Genomic DNA, 14,283 nt, shown 5'->3' on the forward strand with positions numbered 1-14,283 from the left:
GACTGATGACAAAAGCTCTCAATCATGTTGATGTTTGCTTTGTAATTGATACAACTGGCAGTATGGGTGGTTTCATCCAAGAAGCAAAACAACAATTGTTGGATACAATTCGCCTGTTGTCTGCTGATAGTGATATCGATTTGCAAGTTGGTTTAGTAGAATACCGCGATCATCCTCCACAAGATACGACTTTTGTAACTCGCATCTATCCGCTGACTGCAAAGTTGCAGGAGATGCAGAAGAACATCAACCAACTAGAAGCGAATGGGGGTGGAGATCATCCGGAAGCTGTTTATGATGGTGTTCAGGATGCGGCTAACCAAATGAAGTGGAGACGCAACAGTTGTCGTTTCATTCTGTTGGTGGGTGATGCACCGCCACACGGTTTTCACGCAGATCGAGACAGCGATGGCTTCACGCATACCGATCCGGCGCGATATCCTAATGGTTTAACGGTGCAGTCGGTAACGGCGGCGGCGGAAAATCAGCGGGTAACGGTTCATGCACTGTGCATGGGAAGCGATCGCACTACGTTGCAGTCGTTTACCGCGATCGCAACTGGCACGAGTGGACAATGTGCCTCTGTCCGCAATGCTAAAGATGTTATCAGTCAGATGGTAGCTATGCTAACTAGCGAATTCCGCAACTTGGAATTTGACGGTAAAGTATTAGATACCGTACAGCGTCTTGGTTCTCTAGATGTCAGCGCTACTGCTGAAACTCTCGCTTGTCCAAGACTGCAAGTTGCATCTGCGATCGCACGACTTGGAAAGCGTGGTTTTTTGGATGCATTAATTGTCTAGGTAATGCTTGCGTGCCCTAACTTTTAGAGCATACATACTGTTTACGAGAGGATAAGTATCCGTGGCTTCGACTCGATCGAAGCAGCGAACGTGGGAGGAAGGGGCGAAGAACCTGGGAGGTAAGCGATTAAGTAGCTATCCTTTAAATAGTGTGTAATAACTAACCAGCGGAGTTCCTTTTCGATTGCGATCGCTTTGCTCTATTAACTTGCACGCAAGCAATCCCTAATATATATAATTAATGGCGAAACAACGACTTGACACCTTATTAGTAGAACTTGATTTATGCACCTCCCGGCAGTTAGCACAACGGCTAATCCGGGCTGGGGAAGTAATGGTCAATCAGCAAGTCATTGATAAGCCGGGAACTGAGGTAGAATCCGAGGCGCAAATTAAAATTAAAGAGCGATCGCGTTTTGTTTCCAGAGGCGGTGAAAAACTCTCCAAAGCACTTGAAGAATTTGGCATTTCCGTACAAGATCGAATTTGCTTAGATGGCGGAATTTCTACTGGCGGATTCACCGATTGTTTGCTACAAGCTGGAGCAAAAAAAGTTTATGGCGTTGATGTCGGTTATGGACAAGCTGACTGGAAATTACGCAATGATACGCGGGTAGTATTGAAAGAACGGACGAATCTGCGCTATCTCACACCAGAGGAATTGTACGGTGATGAACAGCCAGCAGATTTAACAGTTGTAGATGTTTCGTTTATTTCCCTAACTAAAATTCTTGATGCTTTGTGGAAATTAACACAACCTCCCAGAGAAGCGGTGTTGCTAGTAAAGCCGCAATTTGAAGTTGGGCGATCGCGTGTTGGTAAAAAAGGTGTGGTGCGAGATCCTGACGATCAAGCAGATGCTATTTTCCAAGTATTACAAGCCGCGCAACCGTTGGGATGGCAATATCGCGGCTTAAGTTGGTCGCCAGTGACCGGGCCTGCTGGTAATATCGAGTATCTGTTGTGGTTGGATATGGATAGCGCCACACTACCGCCGAGTTTGCAAGCCATTAAACAGATTACCGAATCCGCTGCATCTCACTTTCGAGATAATCTTAAATCGTAAATTTTTCTGTCAGTTTTGATACCGTTTAGCTCTATTCAGGTCAAATTGAGACAGAAGCAAGCCTTAAAAGTAGAGGGTCAAAGCATGAGTACCCAAGACCAAGCACGGGAATTGATGGCGCAGCACCGTCACCACGACGAACACTTACACGAGTCGATGCGAAGCCGTGCAGAGGCTGAGGTACATCAAACCCACCCTGCTGACGCCCATACCCAAGAACAGGCACGGGAATTGATGTCGCAGCACCGTCACCACGACGAACACTTACAAGAGTCCATGCGAAGCCGTGCAGAATCAGAATTAGGCGCTGCCGATCGTGCTGCTGATTCTTCCCAAGTACAATCTTGATCTGAATTTAAAAGTCGAATCAGACTGAGAACTTCTCTTGCACCCCTTCCCTGTGAGGGAAGGGGTTGGGGGTTAAGTTTTGCGTTCATCTATTTGCTTGGAGATTTGCTTTGAGATGGCCCACCGAATTGCAACAATTCCTGCCGCAAGCGATAAAGAATTGTATTCGGTTCTACCTGATTGAGAATCTCTTGAATGACCGTATTCGCTCCCAACTGTCCCCAGGTACAGCCTTGTTCTAGATACACCTGCGCTGCCCGACCGACTGCATAAGCTCCATATCCAGCGATACCAGCTTGGGCGATCGCTGCACCGCCATAAGCCGTAATATTGGTTGGACTCTCCCCAGCCCCAATCGCCGCCGCACTCTTGCCCAAACCGAAAACTAAACTACTGCCGAATTCACCCAGCAGCAAGCCGCCCGAACTAAACACAATGGTTTTCCAAAGCTTTCCAACTTCATAACCAGTCATCGGCAACCCATACAGCCGCGACAAGGAGCGAATCAGCGCCAAATCCGCCACCGTTCCTGCCAAGACATCCAAAACAGCAATCGGATTGAGCGCAACCGCGATCGCTTTGTATCTCACATAGCTCCAAATTAGCTGCTCCGCCTCAGTTTCACGAGCCGCCACCACCTTCTGAGCAATGCTTTCTTCAGCTTCTCGCGCCTGAACTAAGGCATTGAGCGCTAAAAGCGATCGCCCTTCTCGATTGAGAATCCCCAAAATCTTCTGCTTCAACTCATCCACCTGCGGCGGCGGCGTCTCCCATTCCTGCGTGACGCGACCATCGGGCCACTCTACTCGCACCTCCAGTGGTGCAGGTTCCGCCGCCACCATGACGATTTCATCCTCTTGTAAAGCGGTGAGCGATCGCGTCTCTCTGCTTCCAGCACCCAGAATTTGCAACTGTTGATAAATTGCTTGTCGGTCTTGCTCCGGATATAGGTCAATTTTGTTAAATACTAAAATCAAAGGCTTCTGGCTCAATCGCAATTCGCACAGCGCTTGATACTCCGTTCGCGTGATATCACCTGCCACCACAAACAAAATCAGGTCAGATTGACGCGCTACTTCCCGCGCCATTTCTGCTCGCGCTTGCCCCTGAATTTCATCCAATCCAGGCGTATCAATCAATTCCACCTGCACCTTACCCGCCGCGTTAGGCGTCCAGCGCACGGAACGGGGCCACTGAGTCACCCCATTCAGCGGCCCAGTTTGCAGAATTTTCTGCCCTACTAAGGCATTTAACACCGCTGATTTGCCGCGACTGACCAAACCAAAAGCGGCTATCCGAATCACACCCTGGTCTAACTTATCAAGCGTAGACTTCAAAAAATCCAGTTCAGTTTGCAGCGCTGCGGTTGCTTCTAATTTTGAAGGGTGCCGTTGGCTGCGAGTGTGGGAATACCAAGACAGCGCTTGCCGCAGACTGGCGCGAGCGCGATTGAAGTGAGTTTCTTGCAGAGTGCTGCGTGCAGAGGATGTGTGACCCCCAGCAGCGGCATTGGTTTGGGATAATTGAGGATGGCTCAAGGCTAGATTAGAAGAAGCTACAGATCCATTTTCGCTCGATATCTCATTGCGATCGCTTGATTGCACTCTACCTGAAATGAAAAATCCACTTATTTGTTCTCTTTTCCTAACCACCTTCCTAGCGGGTGGCGCTCCTATCATTAATGCAGTGCAAGCTGAGCAACCGATTCTACTCGCTCAGTCGGTATGGAAGCCCTTCGCTTCACGCGCAGGCGGCTTCACCGTGTTGATGCCCGGTGCACCGAACCAAAGTCAGGAAACGATTCAGACTAAAGGTGGGCCAATTAAAGTCCAACTCTTCCAGAGTTTCCGACCGAATCAAGCCGGTTATGTCGTTGGTTATTCCGACCTCCCGGCTAATCTGATCAAGACTCCTAGTGATGTTAACAGTTTCTTGGCTGGGGCAATTACTGGATTTGCAAATAGTTCAAAAGGGAAGCTTTTAAGCCAACGAAATATTAATTTAGGAAGTTACCCCGGAAGAGAATTTAAACTGCAACTCTCTCAAGGAGTAATCGTTAAAAGTAGATTTTATTTGGTAGACCGGAGACGATTTTATCAGGTCTTCGTAGTAACAGATAAAGAACAAGACTTAGTTAAAAGTATTGATGGTTTTTTGACTTCTTTCAAACTTACTAAAAATCCATCGGCAGCCCGAAACGTCCCCAAAGAAAACCTCAACGCCTCTTTACAAAAGGCAGTCTGCGCTCAAAATTGGACGCAAGCGATCAAAGTAATCGATCGAATGAGAAAAGTTGTCCGCGATCCAAACACTCAAAGTCAGTTAGTAGCCTATCGACAGCAATTACGAGGTTTGGAAAATTCTAATGTACCCGTTCCTGCCTCAGTCCTTACTGGTTGTACCGCTGCTCGGTAAGCGAAACAAACACGCAACAACGATCGCAATCCGATTGTAGTTGTGAGATGCCTACCTTTCAGAACCCCGACTTTTCTAAAAAGTCGGGGTTCTCGCCTTCACAAATGATTTAGGATTGCGATCGCACTGGATTCTCTATTTTCAGTTTGCGATCAATTCGCGGGCAGTCTCGCAGCTAGGACGAGCCAGAAGTCTAGGATACGGCTCCGACGCAAATTCTTGGTCGGGGTTGCTTAATAAATAGCGATCGCATACTCCAAATAGTTCCGCTTCAGTCTGGGATAGGCGCATATCTTTTAAGAAAGATCCAGCGGCATCCACACTCTGACCGATGTAATTTAGATACATCTTCATATAGCTAACCCGCGCTTTCTCCGGTACTGTCCATGCTGTCATCGTTCGACGCAGTAGCTCAATGTAACCGCGAACTTCACCCAGCGTTACGATAGAAACAGGTTGACCGCTCAGGTATTGGCGAATTTGCTTAAAAATCCAAGGATTTCGGATTGCAGCACGACCAACCATCACCCCTGCTGCTCCTGTCGTGTCTAGAACCGTTGCTGCTGTTGCGGCAGATGTCACGTTCCCGTTGGCTAAAACTGGGCAATTGACCCGTTGTACGGCATGGGCAATCAGATCGTAATGCACGTTGCCATAATACATCTCCTTAACAGTACGACCGTGCAAGCTCAGCAAATCGATGTTGTGCAGGTTAATCAAGTCGAGGATACGATCGAAATTAGCGGTATCTTCAAAGCCAATTCGCATTTTGACCGTCAAAAGCCCATCGACAGCCCCCCTCAACTCGCCAAGGATTTGGCTAATCTTTTCGGGATCGCGTAACAGTCCTCCACCCACATTTTTGCGATAAATTCTTGGCGCAGGACATCCCATATTCAGGTCGATACCCGCGACTGGATAGTGACTTAGTTCTTTCGCAATGCGTACGAGATCGGAAACGCTCTCACCAATGAGCTGAGCAAAGACGGGGCGTCCGGTAGAGTTCTCTGTAATTGATCTGAGAATGTTTTTATCTAAACCCGAACTCGTGTGGACGCGAAAATACTCAGTAAAGAAATAATCAGGACTGCCATAGTTAGCGATCGCGCTCATGAACAGCAGATCCGTCACATCCTGCATGGGAGCAAGCGCCGTTAATTTCAGTCCCGGATACATAGGAGGCGGAAGTAGAGCGGATTGTGACATTTGCGCGGTCGGTTGATGTTGGATAAAAAATTATTTGTTGCGATCGACAAACTTCTTGTCACTCGGACTAAAAAGCTTGAAAGCTTGTAGAATCCCAACTTGGATTTAGATAATCATCCTTTTCAGATCGTCCCATACATCGACTTATTATTTTAGCTTTAAAAAGATGTCATTTCAATAGGTAATGGTTACTGCCTGTACCTTTTAAAATGATGAAGATTTGTTAATAGAAACAAATATCTTTTATTCTAAAATTATTCAATACCAATTAATCAATTCATTCTAATTAACGCCAGTTACTCAAAAATTATAACCAACTCCAATTAAAAGTCCGACATCAGCATTGCGATTAGCGGGGAAGCCTGCATTTGCTCGTACCGTGCCCGTTAAGTCTCTTGATAACGGAACATCAACGCCGCCAGAAATAAGTGGACTGATATTCAGACCATCGGCAATCCTGAGCATGACTCCTCCACCAAGGAAAGGGGAGATAATAGTTTGTCCAGATGCACCGCGAATGGGAAACTCACCAGTTAGGGCAATCATCGAAGTTGCAGTGCGATCGCCAAATATGATTGTGGCATCGTGCAAAGACAGGTTGTCCGTAAATCCGACCTTGGTCAGAATTGCTAGACCTCCCGTTCCTAGGGCAGTCGTATCACCCGCTAGTCCGATAGCACCTCCAAGACCGATATAGCTGCGCCGGGGACGAGATTCTGGTTCGGGATTGACCTGAGCTTTCAGCGGTGCATTTGTTTGTGAAGGAACTGCATCTGATTGCTGCAAAACACCTTTAAAAGTAGCATCAGGGGTTGACAGTGAACCTGCTGACTGCGCGTAGGATTGTGCTGGCTCTAAGATAGCGGAGCTAACTAAGCATACAAGACTCAGTTTTAGAAAACTTACAAAAGGTTGCAACATCATTTTTTTACTCATGATTGATTATAGACGTTGCTCAAAGAGGAATGCTTTTCCAGGCACAATGGAACAATTAACGTGTCCACCCCTTTTCCGAAATGAAGTGTCCAGACTGTAACGCTGCCGAGGTGTCAAAGAACAGTCATCGTAAAGTCGAATCATGTGGGCGCGATCGCGTGTTTGTTGGGAAACTGTTGTCGCTTCTCGCAACTCAAAGAGCATCAGATATCCCACGTCCATCTAGTCTAAGCGTTTGTTAGGCATTCAAAAGCCTGGGATTGCTGGTTTTATAACTCAATCTAGTCTACGAGGTGACTTGATTGCACTAAAAGGAGAGTGGCGATGCAATCCATAAATAAGGGAATAGCCTGATGCTGTGTTCTGGTATAGGATTCTCAAGTATTATCCTCACCAATAGCTTAACGGTATAACTATTTATTCAACTGCACGAAGAGGTTTAACACGCTTATGGGGAAGGGAAACTGGAACCGATGAACGTCTTTAGAGCATTCGGTTTTCAAAGTGAAACTTCCTTCGCTCCGGTACCTAACTTATTAGTTGATTTCCTGACTGCTCATTTTACAAATATCGTGAGACGCGCAGCTTGACCATATGTTATGCGGCAACAACAGCATACCGCAGCACTTCTAAAACCTCAATGGGATCGCAACCATACAAACCTGCTCCCCAGGCTGCATTTTGTTCAACAACTGCCCATCTTCTTCCTTGAATCATACCTACGTCAATTACTGTTGCCTGAATAATCTTTACCCGTTCATCTGATAGTAGAGTTTCGATGAACTCCCGAACCTCGCACTCTTCCTCTTCAGTATGTACAAAATCATTCTCTCGCTGTAACTCTCCATCGCGGAGATAGACTGAGAATGTTTTCAGAGAGCGATTCAAAATAAAACAACGAAACTCCTTTTTCCACTCCACAATTTCCGCTATTAGCACTGGCATCTCATCGGGATAATCGCTTGGCAATTCCTTACCTTGATAAACGCGGGCAGGGAAACTTTTGTCGTTTGGCGGTTTGATAAAAGCTGCTTTTTCCATGCTCCGCGCTTCACCCAGCGTACTGAGATAAACCCAACGTTTTCGGTATTCTTCAGGTAAATTGGGTAACCAATCATCTGGTGCGTCAAGTAAGCGAAGTCCAAGTTGCTCCGCTATCATTTCTGTCATTAATGCTTCCACATACAAGACTGGTTCGGGTACAAGTTTTAATTCATCAGGTAGCCGCCAGTTCATTAATCGCTCAACTCGCCAACCCAGACGATTAGCTGCACGCCATAAAGCCTGAGAATCGTCAGTGTAGCGAGGAGTCAAAATCAGAGTTGGCATCAGTTACAAAGTCTTTAAATGCTAGCAGGCAATCTCTAATTATAAGCAAGCCACCAGGGAGCTTCCGGTGCTTAATGTAATGAAGTACCGTCCTCAGCACACATCCCTAAACACGAGTACTGCCATCTTTCCATCCCACATGACAAGCTGATAGCGATCACTCGCATCCTTGGAACACTAACAGCTAAACTCATCGGTCACAGATAACCCCGAAACGAAGCCCAACGCTTGAAGTGAGATGGAAGGTAGGCGCGATGGCGAAGCGCTGTTGCTTACAGCAGATCGCACAAGTGGCATAGATGCTGAGCAGAAGTATAGGTTGGGTTTCCTGGCGTCAACTAAATCTATGGTGATAGGCGACCGCATTGCACCATGATCTTTTGTTAATCTGCTCCAATATGTTGTTAAGGCACTGTCTCGACTGCATTACGGAATGCTTCAACGGCAAACGGCAATTCTCCCACGACAAACGCTAGCTCCTCAGGATTGGCAACAAGAAAGCCGAGATTATCAAGGTAAGCCAAGCACAGGAACACCTGCTTGAGGTTTATGTAATCAGAAGGCAATGGTTTGACGGTTTCGTAACCCTGTAAAAAGACTTTTCGTTGTTGCTCGTCAAGTTCCATAAGCGCTAAAGCAAGGTCATAAAGGTAAAAGCCGAAACCACAACGGTCAAAGTCAATGATGCAAACCTTTTCGTCACAGAGTAAGTAGTTACCAGAATGAAAGTCGGCATGAATAACACCAAAACTGTCTTGCTTGCGTTCCAAATGAGCAAAATAAGTGATTATGTGACTGGCATTGACCTTCAAACTGTTCAGGTCACTTTTATCTAATTCGGTGTTGCTTAAAGCCGTATACAACACCTCTAAACGCCCACTAAAATGGGCTTCATTAAACGTTTGGCGTTTGAAGCCTTCAGGTAGCTCAAACTGTTGCGAGTGTATGTGAAGTTGTGCCATCAGAGAGCCTACTTTTGCAAGCTGATCATCGGTCAAAATGTCCACAGTAGGTGAAATTTTCCCTTCTACCCAGGACATGAGCGTACACAGCGTTTCTGGCTTGCTATCAGCAGGTACGCCTGTGACTAGCTCTCCGTTTAAATTAACAATAGGTTTAGGGAGTACCAAGGTCGTTTCGCTTTGCAAACTGCTTAACCAAGCTAGTTCTGAAGATATAGCAACTCGGTCATGATATGCAGATGTGTGCAGACGTAGTACATAGGATTTATCGTCAGCATCTACTTTAAAGTTAGTGTTACTTGCTCCGCCTAAGCGCGTTAGCTGAGCATTTTCTAAACCATAGTTACGAAGTGCTTCAATTGCAAGGTGTAAAAACATTTTGTCATTCATCATCTATGGTTGTTGATCATCCAATGAATCGACTGGAATGAAACAGACAAATTCCTATCGTTAGTATATGTACCTCAGCACCAGCCTATCGAGACTGGTGTTTTGCTGTTTAGCTATCTCCGACCGTTGCTTTTTTACTTCAAGGTCTAGCTTGATGCTGAGTATCATCTTGGTTGTCATCCCAAAAGGATACTCTGACTAGAGTAGCTAATGAATAATCAGCAGCTCTGAGAAACTTGTGTCAGCCGTCTTGAACCTAAAACTCAACACCAAAATCTATATCAGTTAGTCCACCGGGAAGGTACTGCCCCTCCTACAGCAATGTTGTAAGCATTGCACCTCGCTTTTCGGTCTCCAGTGGAAATAATGGGTGGTATAGGAGTTGAACCTATCTCTGCGGATTAAAAGCCCGCTGCACAGCCGCTATGCCAACCACCCGCACAAACGAAACTGCCAGAGTGGGACTCGAACCCACAACCCTCCGATTAACAGTCGGACGCTCAGCCATCGAGCTATCTGGCATTAACCCCTTACCCAAGAGTCGAACTTGGCTACCATTCTTAGGAGGAATAGGTCTGCATCCCGCAGGCAAGGGAAGTTTTACCCCGTGCAAGTCTGCAAAGCGTTGGTTTAGTCGGTTAACAGCCGAGTGTGTATGCTTTACCTGTTAGGGCACGGGTGAGAATTGGCTCCGGGAGTAGGACTTGAACCTACAACGACGCGGTTAACAGCCGCGAACTCTGCTATTGAGCTATCCCGGAATAACCCCTCGCCCAAGAGTCGAACTTGGTCGCCAGCCTTCGGAGGGCTAGGTCTGCATCCCGCAAGCAAGGGAAACCCCTCTGGATGGAGTCGAACCATCAAGTCCGGCGTTCGTAGCACCAGATCCTATTCCGTTGGCAGAGGGAAATCCACTGGGAAGGTACTGCCCCTTCTATAGCCGCGTTATCAGCACGGTGCTTCGCTTTTCAGCCTCCAGTGGACAAAGGAAGATGGAGGAATCGAACCTCTACGACATCACTGCCGTACCACGGTTTTCAAGGCCGCTTGCCGTCCATTCGGCGGCATCTTCCGAGTTGAATAACGGAAGCTGGAGGAGTCGAACCCCTACAGTTATTCACTGCACTCCTGTGTTCGAGACAGGTTGCCGTCCTCTCGGCAGCAGCTTCCATTCAGGGGCGTCTGACGGGAATCGAACCCGCTATGACTGGTTCCACAAACCAGCGCCGCTACCGCTTTGGCTTCAGACACCATGATGGAGCCAAGGAGAATCGAACTCCTGACCTCTTGCGTGCAAAGCAAGCGCTCTACCAATTGAGCTATGACCCCTAAATTTGGTGGATACTGGTCAGAATCGAACTGACATCTTTCTACTTGCAAGGTAGACGCTCTACCAATTGAGCTACAGACCCGTATTTTGTGTTGTTGAATGCGATCGCATTCTCGCGTGCAAGTTATCAGAGCATTTTGCGTTTTCTCAGTTACTAGAGGGACTCCGCCGATGAGTTGTTACACACTCTTTAAAGGATGGCTACCTTGAAGCCAACCTGCCGGGTTCTTTGCACTCCTCGTTCTCAAACGCCCGCTGTGTTTGAACAGCGTTACTTTTCCTCTCGTACTAAAGTATGTAGGCTCTAGTGATTGGGTCACGCAAGATGCGATCGCCGTAATTGCAAAATATCAACACACCAACTTAATTCACCTCCTTAAATTAAGAAGCGTTAAACCAGCGCCTCCACTAGGATTTGAACCTAGGACAATCACTTTAGAAGAGTGCTGCTCTTTCCCCTGAGCTATGGAGGCAATCTAAATTGGTAGTCCTGGCAGGATTTGAACCCGCAACCCCTTGCTTGTAAGGCAAACGCTCCACCATTGAGCTACAGGACTACGAAAGCGAGTGATGGGATTTGAACCCATGCGCTGAGTGTGGCGCACTCAGATGCTAGCCGCTACATCACACCCGCATATTTAACAGAGCGGACAACGGGACTCGAACCCGTATCATAAGCTTGGAAGGCTAATGTGCTAGCCATTGCACCATATCCGCATATCTAAAATCTGAAACTGCTTGAGGCGTTGATTCTAGTTGTGAGGGAATCCTATTTTTCTGATGAAAATCGACTTTGGAATTCTCCAAATATTCTGCTTTCTTTAGAAGAGTCGAGTACAGAAAATAGGACGCTTCTGAATCTCCCCCAAAATTGACCCTTGGGTAATAAGAAATCTGCAAACATTTGGGCAACCATTGACGGCTCATTTTTAAATACCCCACATCCCCAAGCCCCTAAAACTAGAGCATCGCATCCATAGTAAACAGCTAAGCTCAACAATTTTGCACCGCGACTATACAGAACTTCGGGTATTTTTTCAGCATCCTTGGGTTGGTTTCTCCAAATGGCACCAGCATTAGGAGCTGGACTTGTTATGAAATCAACCAGAAAAGGTTTCTCTAAAAGCGTTCCATCATCTTTTCGGAAGATTGGACAACCGGGTGAGTAGATGATGCGATCGGAGTATAGGAGCGATCGCTGAGAACGATGGAAATCGTAGTATTCGGGGCATTTTAACAGGCTTTTATAAAGTGCCGAACTACGCGCCAGACTCTCTTCTTGGGCTTGAGCGCCTTTGAGAAATCCACCTCCAGGGTTTTTAGCAGAAGCAAAATTGAGAACGGCAATTTTTTGAAAGTTTTGCGATCGCGTTATGCGTTCTGCTCCCATAAGAGTTGTCTCATTCCTAACCTCAAATTCTATATTTGAGAATTGAGGAGAGCTAGAGAGAACGTCTTGTTTGATAGTTGAGAGGGTATCGGGTTCGTAGTATTTTGTCTGAGCGAGACAGGATACCAGTTCTTGACCAATATTGACCTGTTTACCTTCAGGACAGAAGTAGTAGCCTGCTTCGAGAATTTCTAGCGTGTCTTGAGCGATCGCAATCCGCCTCATGATTTCTGCTCTAATTCGTTAGCACAAAATTAACAGACGATTAGCCTCTGCATTTTAGCCATGCCATTCAGTTCAACAAGATATAGAGAAGAAGTGAGCTAAAGCATCTGTAACCGTCATCGTTGTCATATTTCCCTCCTCTTTAAACTCAAAAAATAGACTGTTAGCATAGCCACACCCAAGCAGATGGCGAGACTCGAACTCGCATAGGCAGTTTACAAGGCTGCTGTGTTGCCATTAACACCACACCTGCAATCAGAAAGCAGACGGCGGGGGTTGTTCGCGTCAGCGTTCCCGTTCGGCGTTAGCCGTTACCGAAGGCTAGGGTACACACATCAAGGGCTTACCATGCCCTTATGTTTCCGGTTACGCCACATCTGCTTGAAGCAGGCGGCGAGAGTCGAACTCGCATCAGAAGATTACGAAACTTCTATGCTTGCCATTGCACCACGCCTGCAATTTGGTGGCGGGGGCAGGAGTTGAACCTGCTGATAAGAGGCTTATGAGACCTCCAAGCCTACCCTGGCTACTTCACCCGCATCGCACCAATGCCCCTGACTGGACTTGAACCAGTAACCTCTTTGCCCTAAACAAAGCGCCTCGTGCCGATTGGGCTACAGGGGCAAGAATAATCTGAGTGGCAGGGTTTGAACCTGCGACCTGCGGTACCCGAAACCGCCGCGCTCCCAACTGCGCCACACCCAGATGTTTTGATACTCCCGACAGGGGTCGAACCTGCAACACAAGTAACTCAGCGCTCAACTGAGTGCGTCTACCTATTCCGCCACGGGAGCTTGAAGAGACTGTTGTTTAGCCCAATAACCTCTAGGAGGCTTCTGAATGCCGTAAGCTTTACACCATTTTTCTATCGCTTTATCGCTGACACCAAAATCTTTAGCTATGTGAATAGTTGGTTTTTCCCAGACTAGCTTTTGCAAATCTTCTTTAGAAGGACGTTCAACTTTTCTGGCTTTTATGTGAGGAACCTTTTTTCCAGGATTTTGATTTCCAGTTTCACGCATTCTGCGTTGTCTGTATCGCTCCCTACAACCTTTCGCATTGCTAATTGTGTCTGTATAGCCTTTTGAAAATCCGTAATTATCACTTTGGCTGTGACAGTTCGGACACAGGAAGCGAATGTTTTCTGGTCTGTTATCTAGACCATTACCGTTTTTGTGATCGACATGAAGAACTATTTTATTACCCAGCCAACTATCTCGAACACAACAGTTAGAATTTTCACATTTATACTCTCTCCCGAACTCAATCAGTGCTCTTCTCAAACGGTATGCATCTTCTCTTCTATTCCTTGAGCGCAATACCAGAATCTCTTGCCATGTTTGCCTCCGTACTCCTTTGTGGTATTTTCCTTGGTTAGCTGCTTGACCCAGAAAATGGGATGTATCTATTCCTAACTCTTTAATCTTCTTGGATACATAGCTATGAATACTTCCTGATTGCCGCTTTCCTAATTTTCTTAGGACTTCTGAAACAGACACAGATTCTTGAACTATTGGTTCTAGTAGTTCTTTAGTGTACTTCATCAAAACTTACTGGAAAACATATTGCCAGCATATCAGATGTAGTTTTCCATTAAAGCTGAGCATTTGCTGTCTCATCGTGTTAAAAATTGGCTGTTAGCCAAGTACCCCTGACAGGACTCGAACCTGCAAAACACTCGACCTGAATGAGCGACGGTTTCCAATTACGTCACAGGGGCATATCGGGGTGACAGGATTTGAACCTGCGTCCTTCAGCTCCCAAAGCTGCCGCGCTACCAAGCTGCGCCACACCCCGTAGATACTCCTGGCTGGGCTTGAACCAGCAACGCGCAAGGTTTAAGCTTGCTGCCTCTTCCGATTGGGCTACAGGAGCGAGTTTTG

Annotated in this window: 12 protein-coding genes and 18 tRNA genes; 4 read left to right on the forward strand and 26 right to left on the reverse strand. The window is 46.7% G+C overall.

Going from position 1 to position 14,283, the window contains the following annotated elements; translation table 11 throughout:
• Nucleotides 1-5: 5 nt before the first annotated feature.
• The 3 genes from NDI34_RS14005 to NDI34_RS14015 all read left to right on the forward strand — a co-directional run bounded on the left by NDI34_RS14005 (nt 6) and on the right by NDI34_RS14015 (nt 2,217).
• A complete protein-coding gene (locus tag NDI34_RS14005; RefSeq protein WP_348232959.1) occupies nt 6-803 on the forward strand; it encodes a vWA domain-containing protein in 798 nt (265 codons plus the stop codon).
• Between the two features lie 241 nt (nt 804-1,044).
• Entirely contained in the window at nt 1,045-1,869 is an 825-nt protein-coding gene (locus tag NDI34_RS14010) for a TlyA family RNA methyltransferase (RefSeq protein ID WP_348232960.1), read from the forward strand.
• Nucleotides 1,870-1,953: 84 nt separating this feature from the next.
• Entirely contained in the window at nt 1,954-2,217 is a 264-nt protein-coding gene (locus NDI34_RS14015; protein WP_190688062.1) for a hypothetical protein, read from the forward strand.
• A gap of 89 nt (nt 2,218-2,306) precedes the next feature.
• Here the strand turns inward: NDI34_RS14015 and NDI34_RS14020 are convergent, their stop codons facing one another.
• A complete protein-coding gene (locus NDI34_RS14020) occupies nt 2,307-3,686 on the reverse strand; it encodes a GTP-binding protein (RefSeq protein ID WP_348232990.1) in 1,380 nt (459 codons plus the stop codon).
• 145 nt (nt 3,687-3,831) lie between these two features.
• Between NDI34_RS14020 and NDI34_RS14025 the strand changes: the two genes are divergently transcribed.
• The gene (locus NDI34_RS14025) at nt 3,832-4,632 is read left to right on the forward strand and encodes a hypothetical protein (RefSeq protein ID WP_190675879.1); all 801 of its coding nucleotides are present in this window, start codon (nt 3,832-3,834) and stop codon (nt 4,630-4,632) included.
• Between the two features lie 141 nt (nt 4,633-4,773).
• Here the strand turns inward: NDI34_RS14025 and NDI34_RS14030 are convergent, their stop codons facing one another.
• From NDI34_RS14030 to NDI34_RS14150, 25 genes are all read right to left on the reverse strand, one after another.
• Nucleotides 4,774-5,838, reverse strand: coding sequence for a tRNA-dihydrouridine synthase family protein (locus tag NDI34_RS14030; protein ID WP_348232961.1), 1,065 nt, complete (start codon nt 5,836-5,838; stop codon nt 4,774-4,776).
• A gap of 300 nt (nt 5,839-6,138) precedes the next feature.
• Complete coding sequence (locus tag NDI34_RS14035) at nt 6,139-6,762, reverse strand: hypothetical protein (RefSeq protein ID WP_348232962.1); 624 nt, start codon at nt 6,760-6,762, stop codon at nt 6,139-6,141.
• Nucleotides 6,763-6,780: 18 nt separating this feature from the next.
• On the reverse strand, nt 6,781-6,978 hold the full coding sequence (locus NDI34_RS14040) for a hypothetical protein (protein WP_348232963.1): 198 nt from the start codon (nt 6,976-6,978) through the stop codon (nt 6,781-6,783).
• Between the two features lie 393 nt (nt 6,979-7,371).
• Nucleotides 7,372-8,103 (reverse strand): ATP-grasp domain-containing protein, encoded by a 732-nt coding sequence (locus NDI34_RS14045; RefSeq protein WP_348232964.1) that lies wholly within the window; start codon nt 8,101-8,103, stop codon nt 7,372-7,374.
• Between the two features lie 404 nt (nt 8,104-8,507).
• Nucleotides 8,508-9,458 (reverse strand): phosphotransferase, encoded by a 951-nt coding sequence (locus tag NDI34_RS14050; RefSeq protein WP_348232965.1) that lies wholly within the window; start codon nt 9,456-9,458, stop codon nt 8,508-8,510.
• Nucleotides 9,459-9,822: 364 nt separating this feature from the next.
• Nucleotides 9,823-9,893: transfer RNA gene (locus NDI34_RS14055), tRNA-Lys, on the reverse strand.
• Between the two features lie 12 nt (nt 9,894-9,905).
• A tRNA-Asn gene (locus NDI34_RS14060) sits at nt 9,906-9,977 on the reverse strand.
• Nucleotides 9,978-10,141: 164 nt separating this feature from the next.
• Nucleotides 10,142-10,216, reverse strand: a tRNA-Asn gene (locus tag NDI34_RS14065).
• A gap of 323 nt (nt 10,217-10,539) precedes the next feature.
• Nucleotides 10,540-10,625 (reverse strand) — tRNA-Ser (locus tag NDI34_RS14070).
• Nucleotides 10,626-10,632: 7 nt separating this feature from the next.
• Nucleotides 10,633-10,706 (reverse strand) — tRNA-His (locus tag NDI34_RS14075).
• 5 nt (nt 10,707-10,711) lie between these two features.
• A tRNA-Ala gene (locus NDI34_RS14080) sits at nt 10,712-10,784 on the reverse strand.
• Between the two features lie 6 nt (nt 10,785-10,790).
• A tRNA-Ala gene (locus NDI34_RS14085) sits at nt 10,791-10,867 on the reverse strand.
• Between the two features lie 318 nt (nt 10,868-11,185).
• A tRNA-Arg gene (locus tag NDI34_RS14090) sits at nt 11,186-11,258 on the reverse strand.
• Nucleotides 11,259-11,267: 9 nt separating this feature from the next.
• A tRNA-Val gene (locus tag NDI34_RS14095) sits at nt 11,268-11,342 on the reverse strand.
• 88 nt (nt 11,343-11,430) lie between these two features.
• A tRNA-Gly gene (locus NDI34_RS14100) sits at nt 11,431-11,502 on the reverse strand.
• Nucleotides 11,503-11,554: 52 nt separating this feature from the next.
• The gene (locus NDI34_RS14105) at nt 11,555-12,400 is read right to left on the reverse strand and encodes a TIGR02452 family protein (RefSeq protein ID WP_348232966.1); all 846 of its coding nucleotides are present in this window, start codon (nt 12,398-12,400) and stop codon (nt 11,555-11,557) included.
• Nucleotides 12,401-12,581: 181 nt separating this feature from the next.
• A tRNA-Thr gene (locus NDI34_RS14110) sits at nt 12,582-12,653 on the reverse strand.
• A gap of 132 nt (nt 12,654-12,785) precedes the next feature.
• Nucleotides 12,786-12,857, reverse strand: a tRNA-Thr gene (locus NDI34_RS14115).
• Between the two features lie 92 nt (nt 12,858-12,949).
• Nucleotides 12,950-13,024, reverse strand: a tRNA-Leu gene (locus tag NDI34_RS14120).
• Between the two features lie 8 nt (nt 13,025-13,032).
• Nucleotides 13,033-13,105: transfer RNA gene (locus tag NDI34_RS14125), tRNA-Pro, on the reverse strand.
• Nucleotides 13,106-13,114: 9 nt separating this feature from the next.
• A tRNA-Leu gene (locus NDI34_RS14130) sits at nt 13,115-13,194 on the reverse strand.
• Nucleotides 13,177-13,944 (reverse strand): HNH endonuclease signature motif containing protein, encoded by a 768-nt coding sequence (locus NDI34_RS14135; RefSeq protein ID WP_242047377.1) that lies wholly within the window; start codon nt 13,942-13,944, stop codon nt 13,177-13,179. The genes NDI34_RS14130 and NDI34_RS14135 overlap by 18 nt, the downstream gene beginning before the upstream one ends.
• A gap of 102 nt (nt 13,945-14,046) precedes the next feature.
• Nucleotides 14,047-14,120, reverse strand: a tRNA-Leu gene (locus tag NDI34_RS14140).
• A gap of 3 nt (nt 14,121-14,123) precedes the next feature.
• A tRNA-Pro gene (locus NDI34_RS14145) sits at nt 14,124-14,197 on the reverse strand.
• A gap of 4 nt (nt 14,198-14,201) precedes the next feature.
• A tRNA-Leu gene (locus NDI34_RS14150) sits at nt 14,202-14,275 on the reverse strand.
• Nucleotides 14,276-14,283: the final 8 nt, after the last annotated feature.

It is taken from the genome of Trichocoleus sp. DQ-U1 (assembly GCF_039961925.1).
In the GTDB taxonomy this organism is placed as follows: Bacteria; Cyanobacteriota; Cyanobacteriia; order Cyanobacteriales; family FACHB-T130; genus FACHB-T130.

Excerpts from the sequence above, each read along its gene's own strand:
- NDI34_RS14105 (WP_348232966.1), bottom strand. The coding sequence starts at position 12,400 with ATGAGGCGGATTGCGATCGCTCAAGACACGCTAGAAATTCTCGAAGCA.
- NDI34_RS14005 (WP_348232959.1), top strand. The coding sequence starts at position 6 with ATGACAAAAGCTCTCAATCATGTTGATGTTTGCTTTGTAATTGATACA.
- NDI34_RS14030 (WP_348232961.1), bottom strand. The coding sequence starts at position 5,838 with ATGTCACAATCCGCTCTACTTCCGCCTCCTATGTATCCGGGACTGAAA.
- NDI34_RS14015 (WP_190688062.1), top strand. The coding sequence starts at position 1,954 with ATGAGTACCCAAGACCAAGCACGGGAATTGATGGCGCAGCACCGTCAC.
- NDI34_RS14045 (WP_348232964.1), bottom strand. The coding sequence starts at position 8,103 with ATGCCAACTCTGATTTTGACTCCTCGCTACACTGACGATTCTCAGGCT.
- NDI34_RS14025 (WP_190675879.1), top strand. The coding sequence starts at position 3,832 with ATGAAAAATCCACTTATTTGTTCTCTTTTCCTAACCACCTTCCTAGCG.
- NDI34_RS14040 (WP_348232963.1), bottom strand. The coding sequence starts at position 6,978 with ATGCTCTTTGAGTTGCGAGAAGCGACAACAGTTTCCCAACAAACACGC.
- NDI34_RS14135 (WP_242047377.1), bottom strand. The coding sequence starts at position 13,944 with ATGAAGTACACTAAAGAACTACTAGAACCAATAGTTCAAGAATCTGTG.
- NDI34_RS14010 (WP_348232960.1), top strand. The coding sequence starts at position 1,045 with ATGGCGAAACAACGACTTGACACCTTATTAGTAGAACTTGATTTATGC.
- NDI34_RS14050 (WP_348232965.1), bottom strand. The coding sequence starts at position 9,458 with ATGATGAATGACAAAATGTTTTTACACCTTGCAATTGAAGCACTTCGT.
- NDI34_RS14035 (WP_348232962.1), bottom strand. The coding sequence starts at position 6,762 with ATGATGTTGCAACCTTTTGTAAGTTTTCTAAAACTGAGTCTTGTATGC.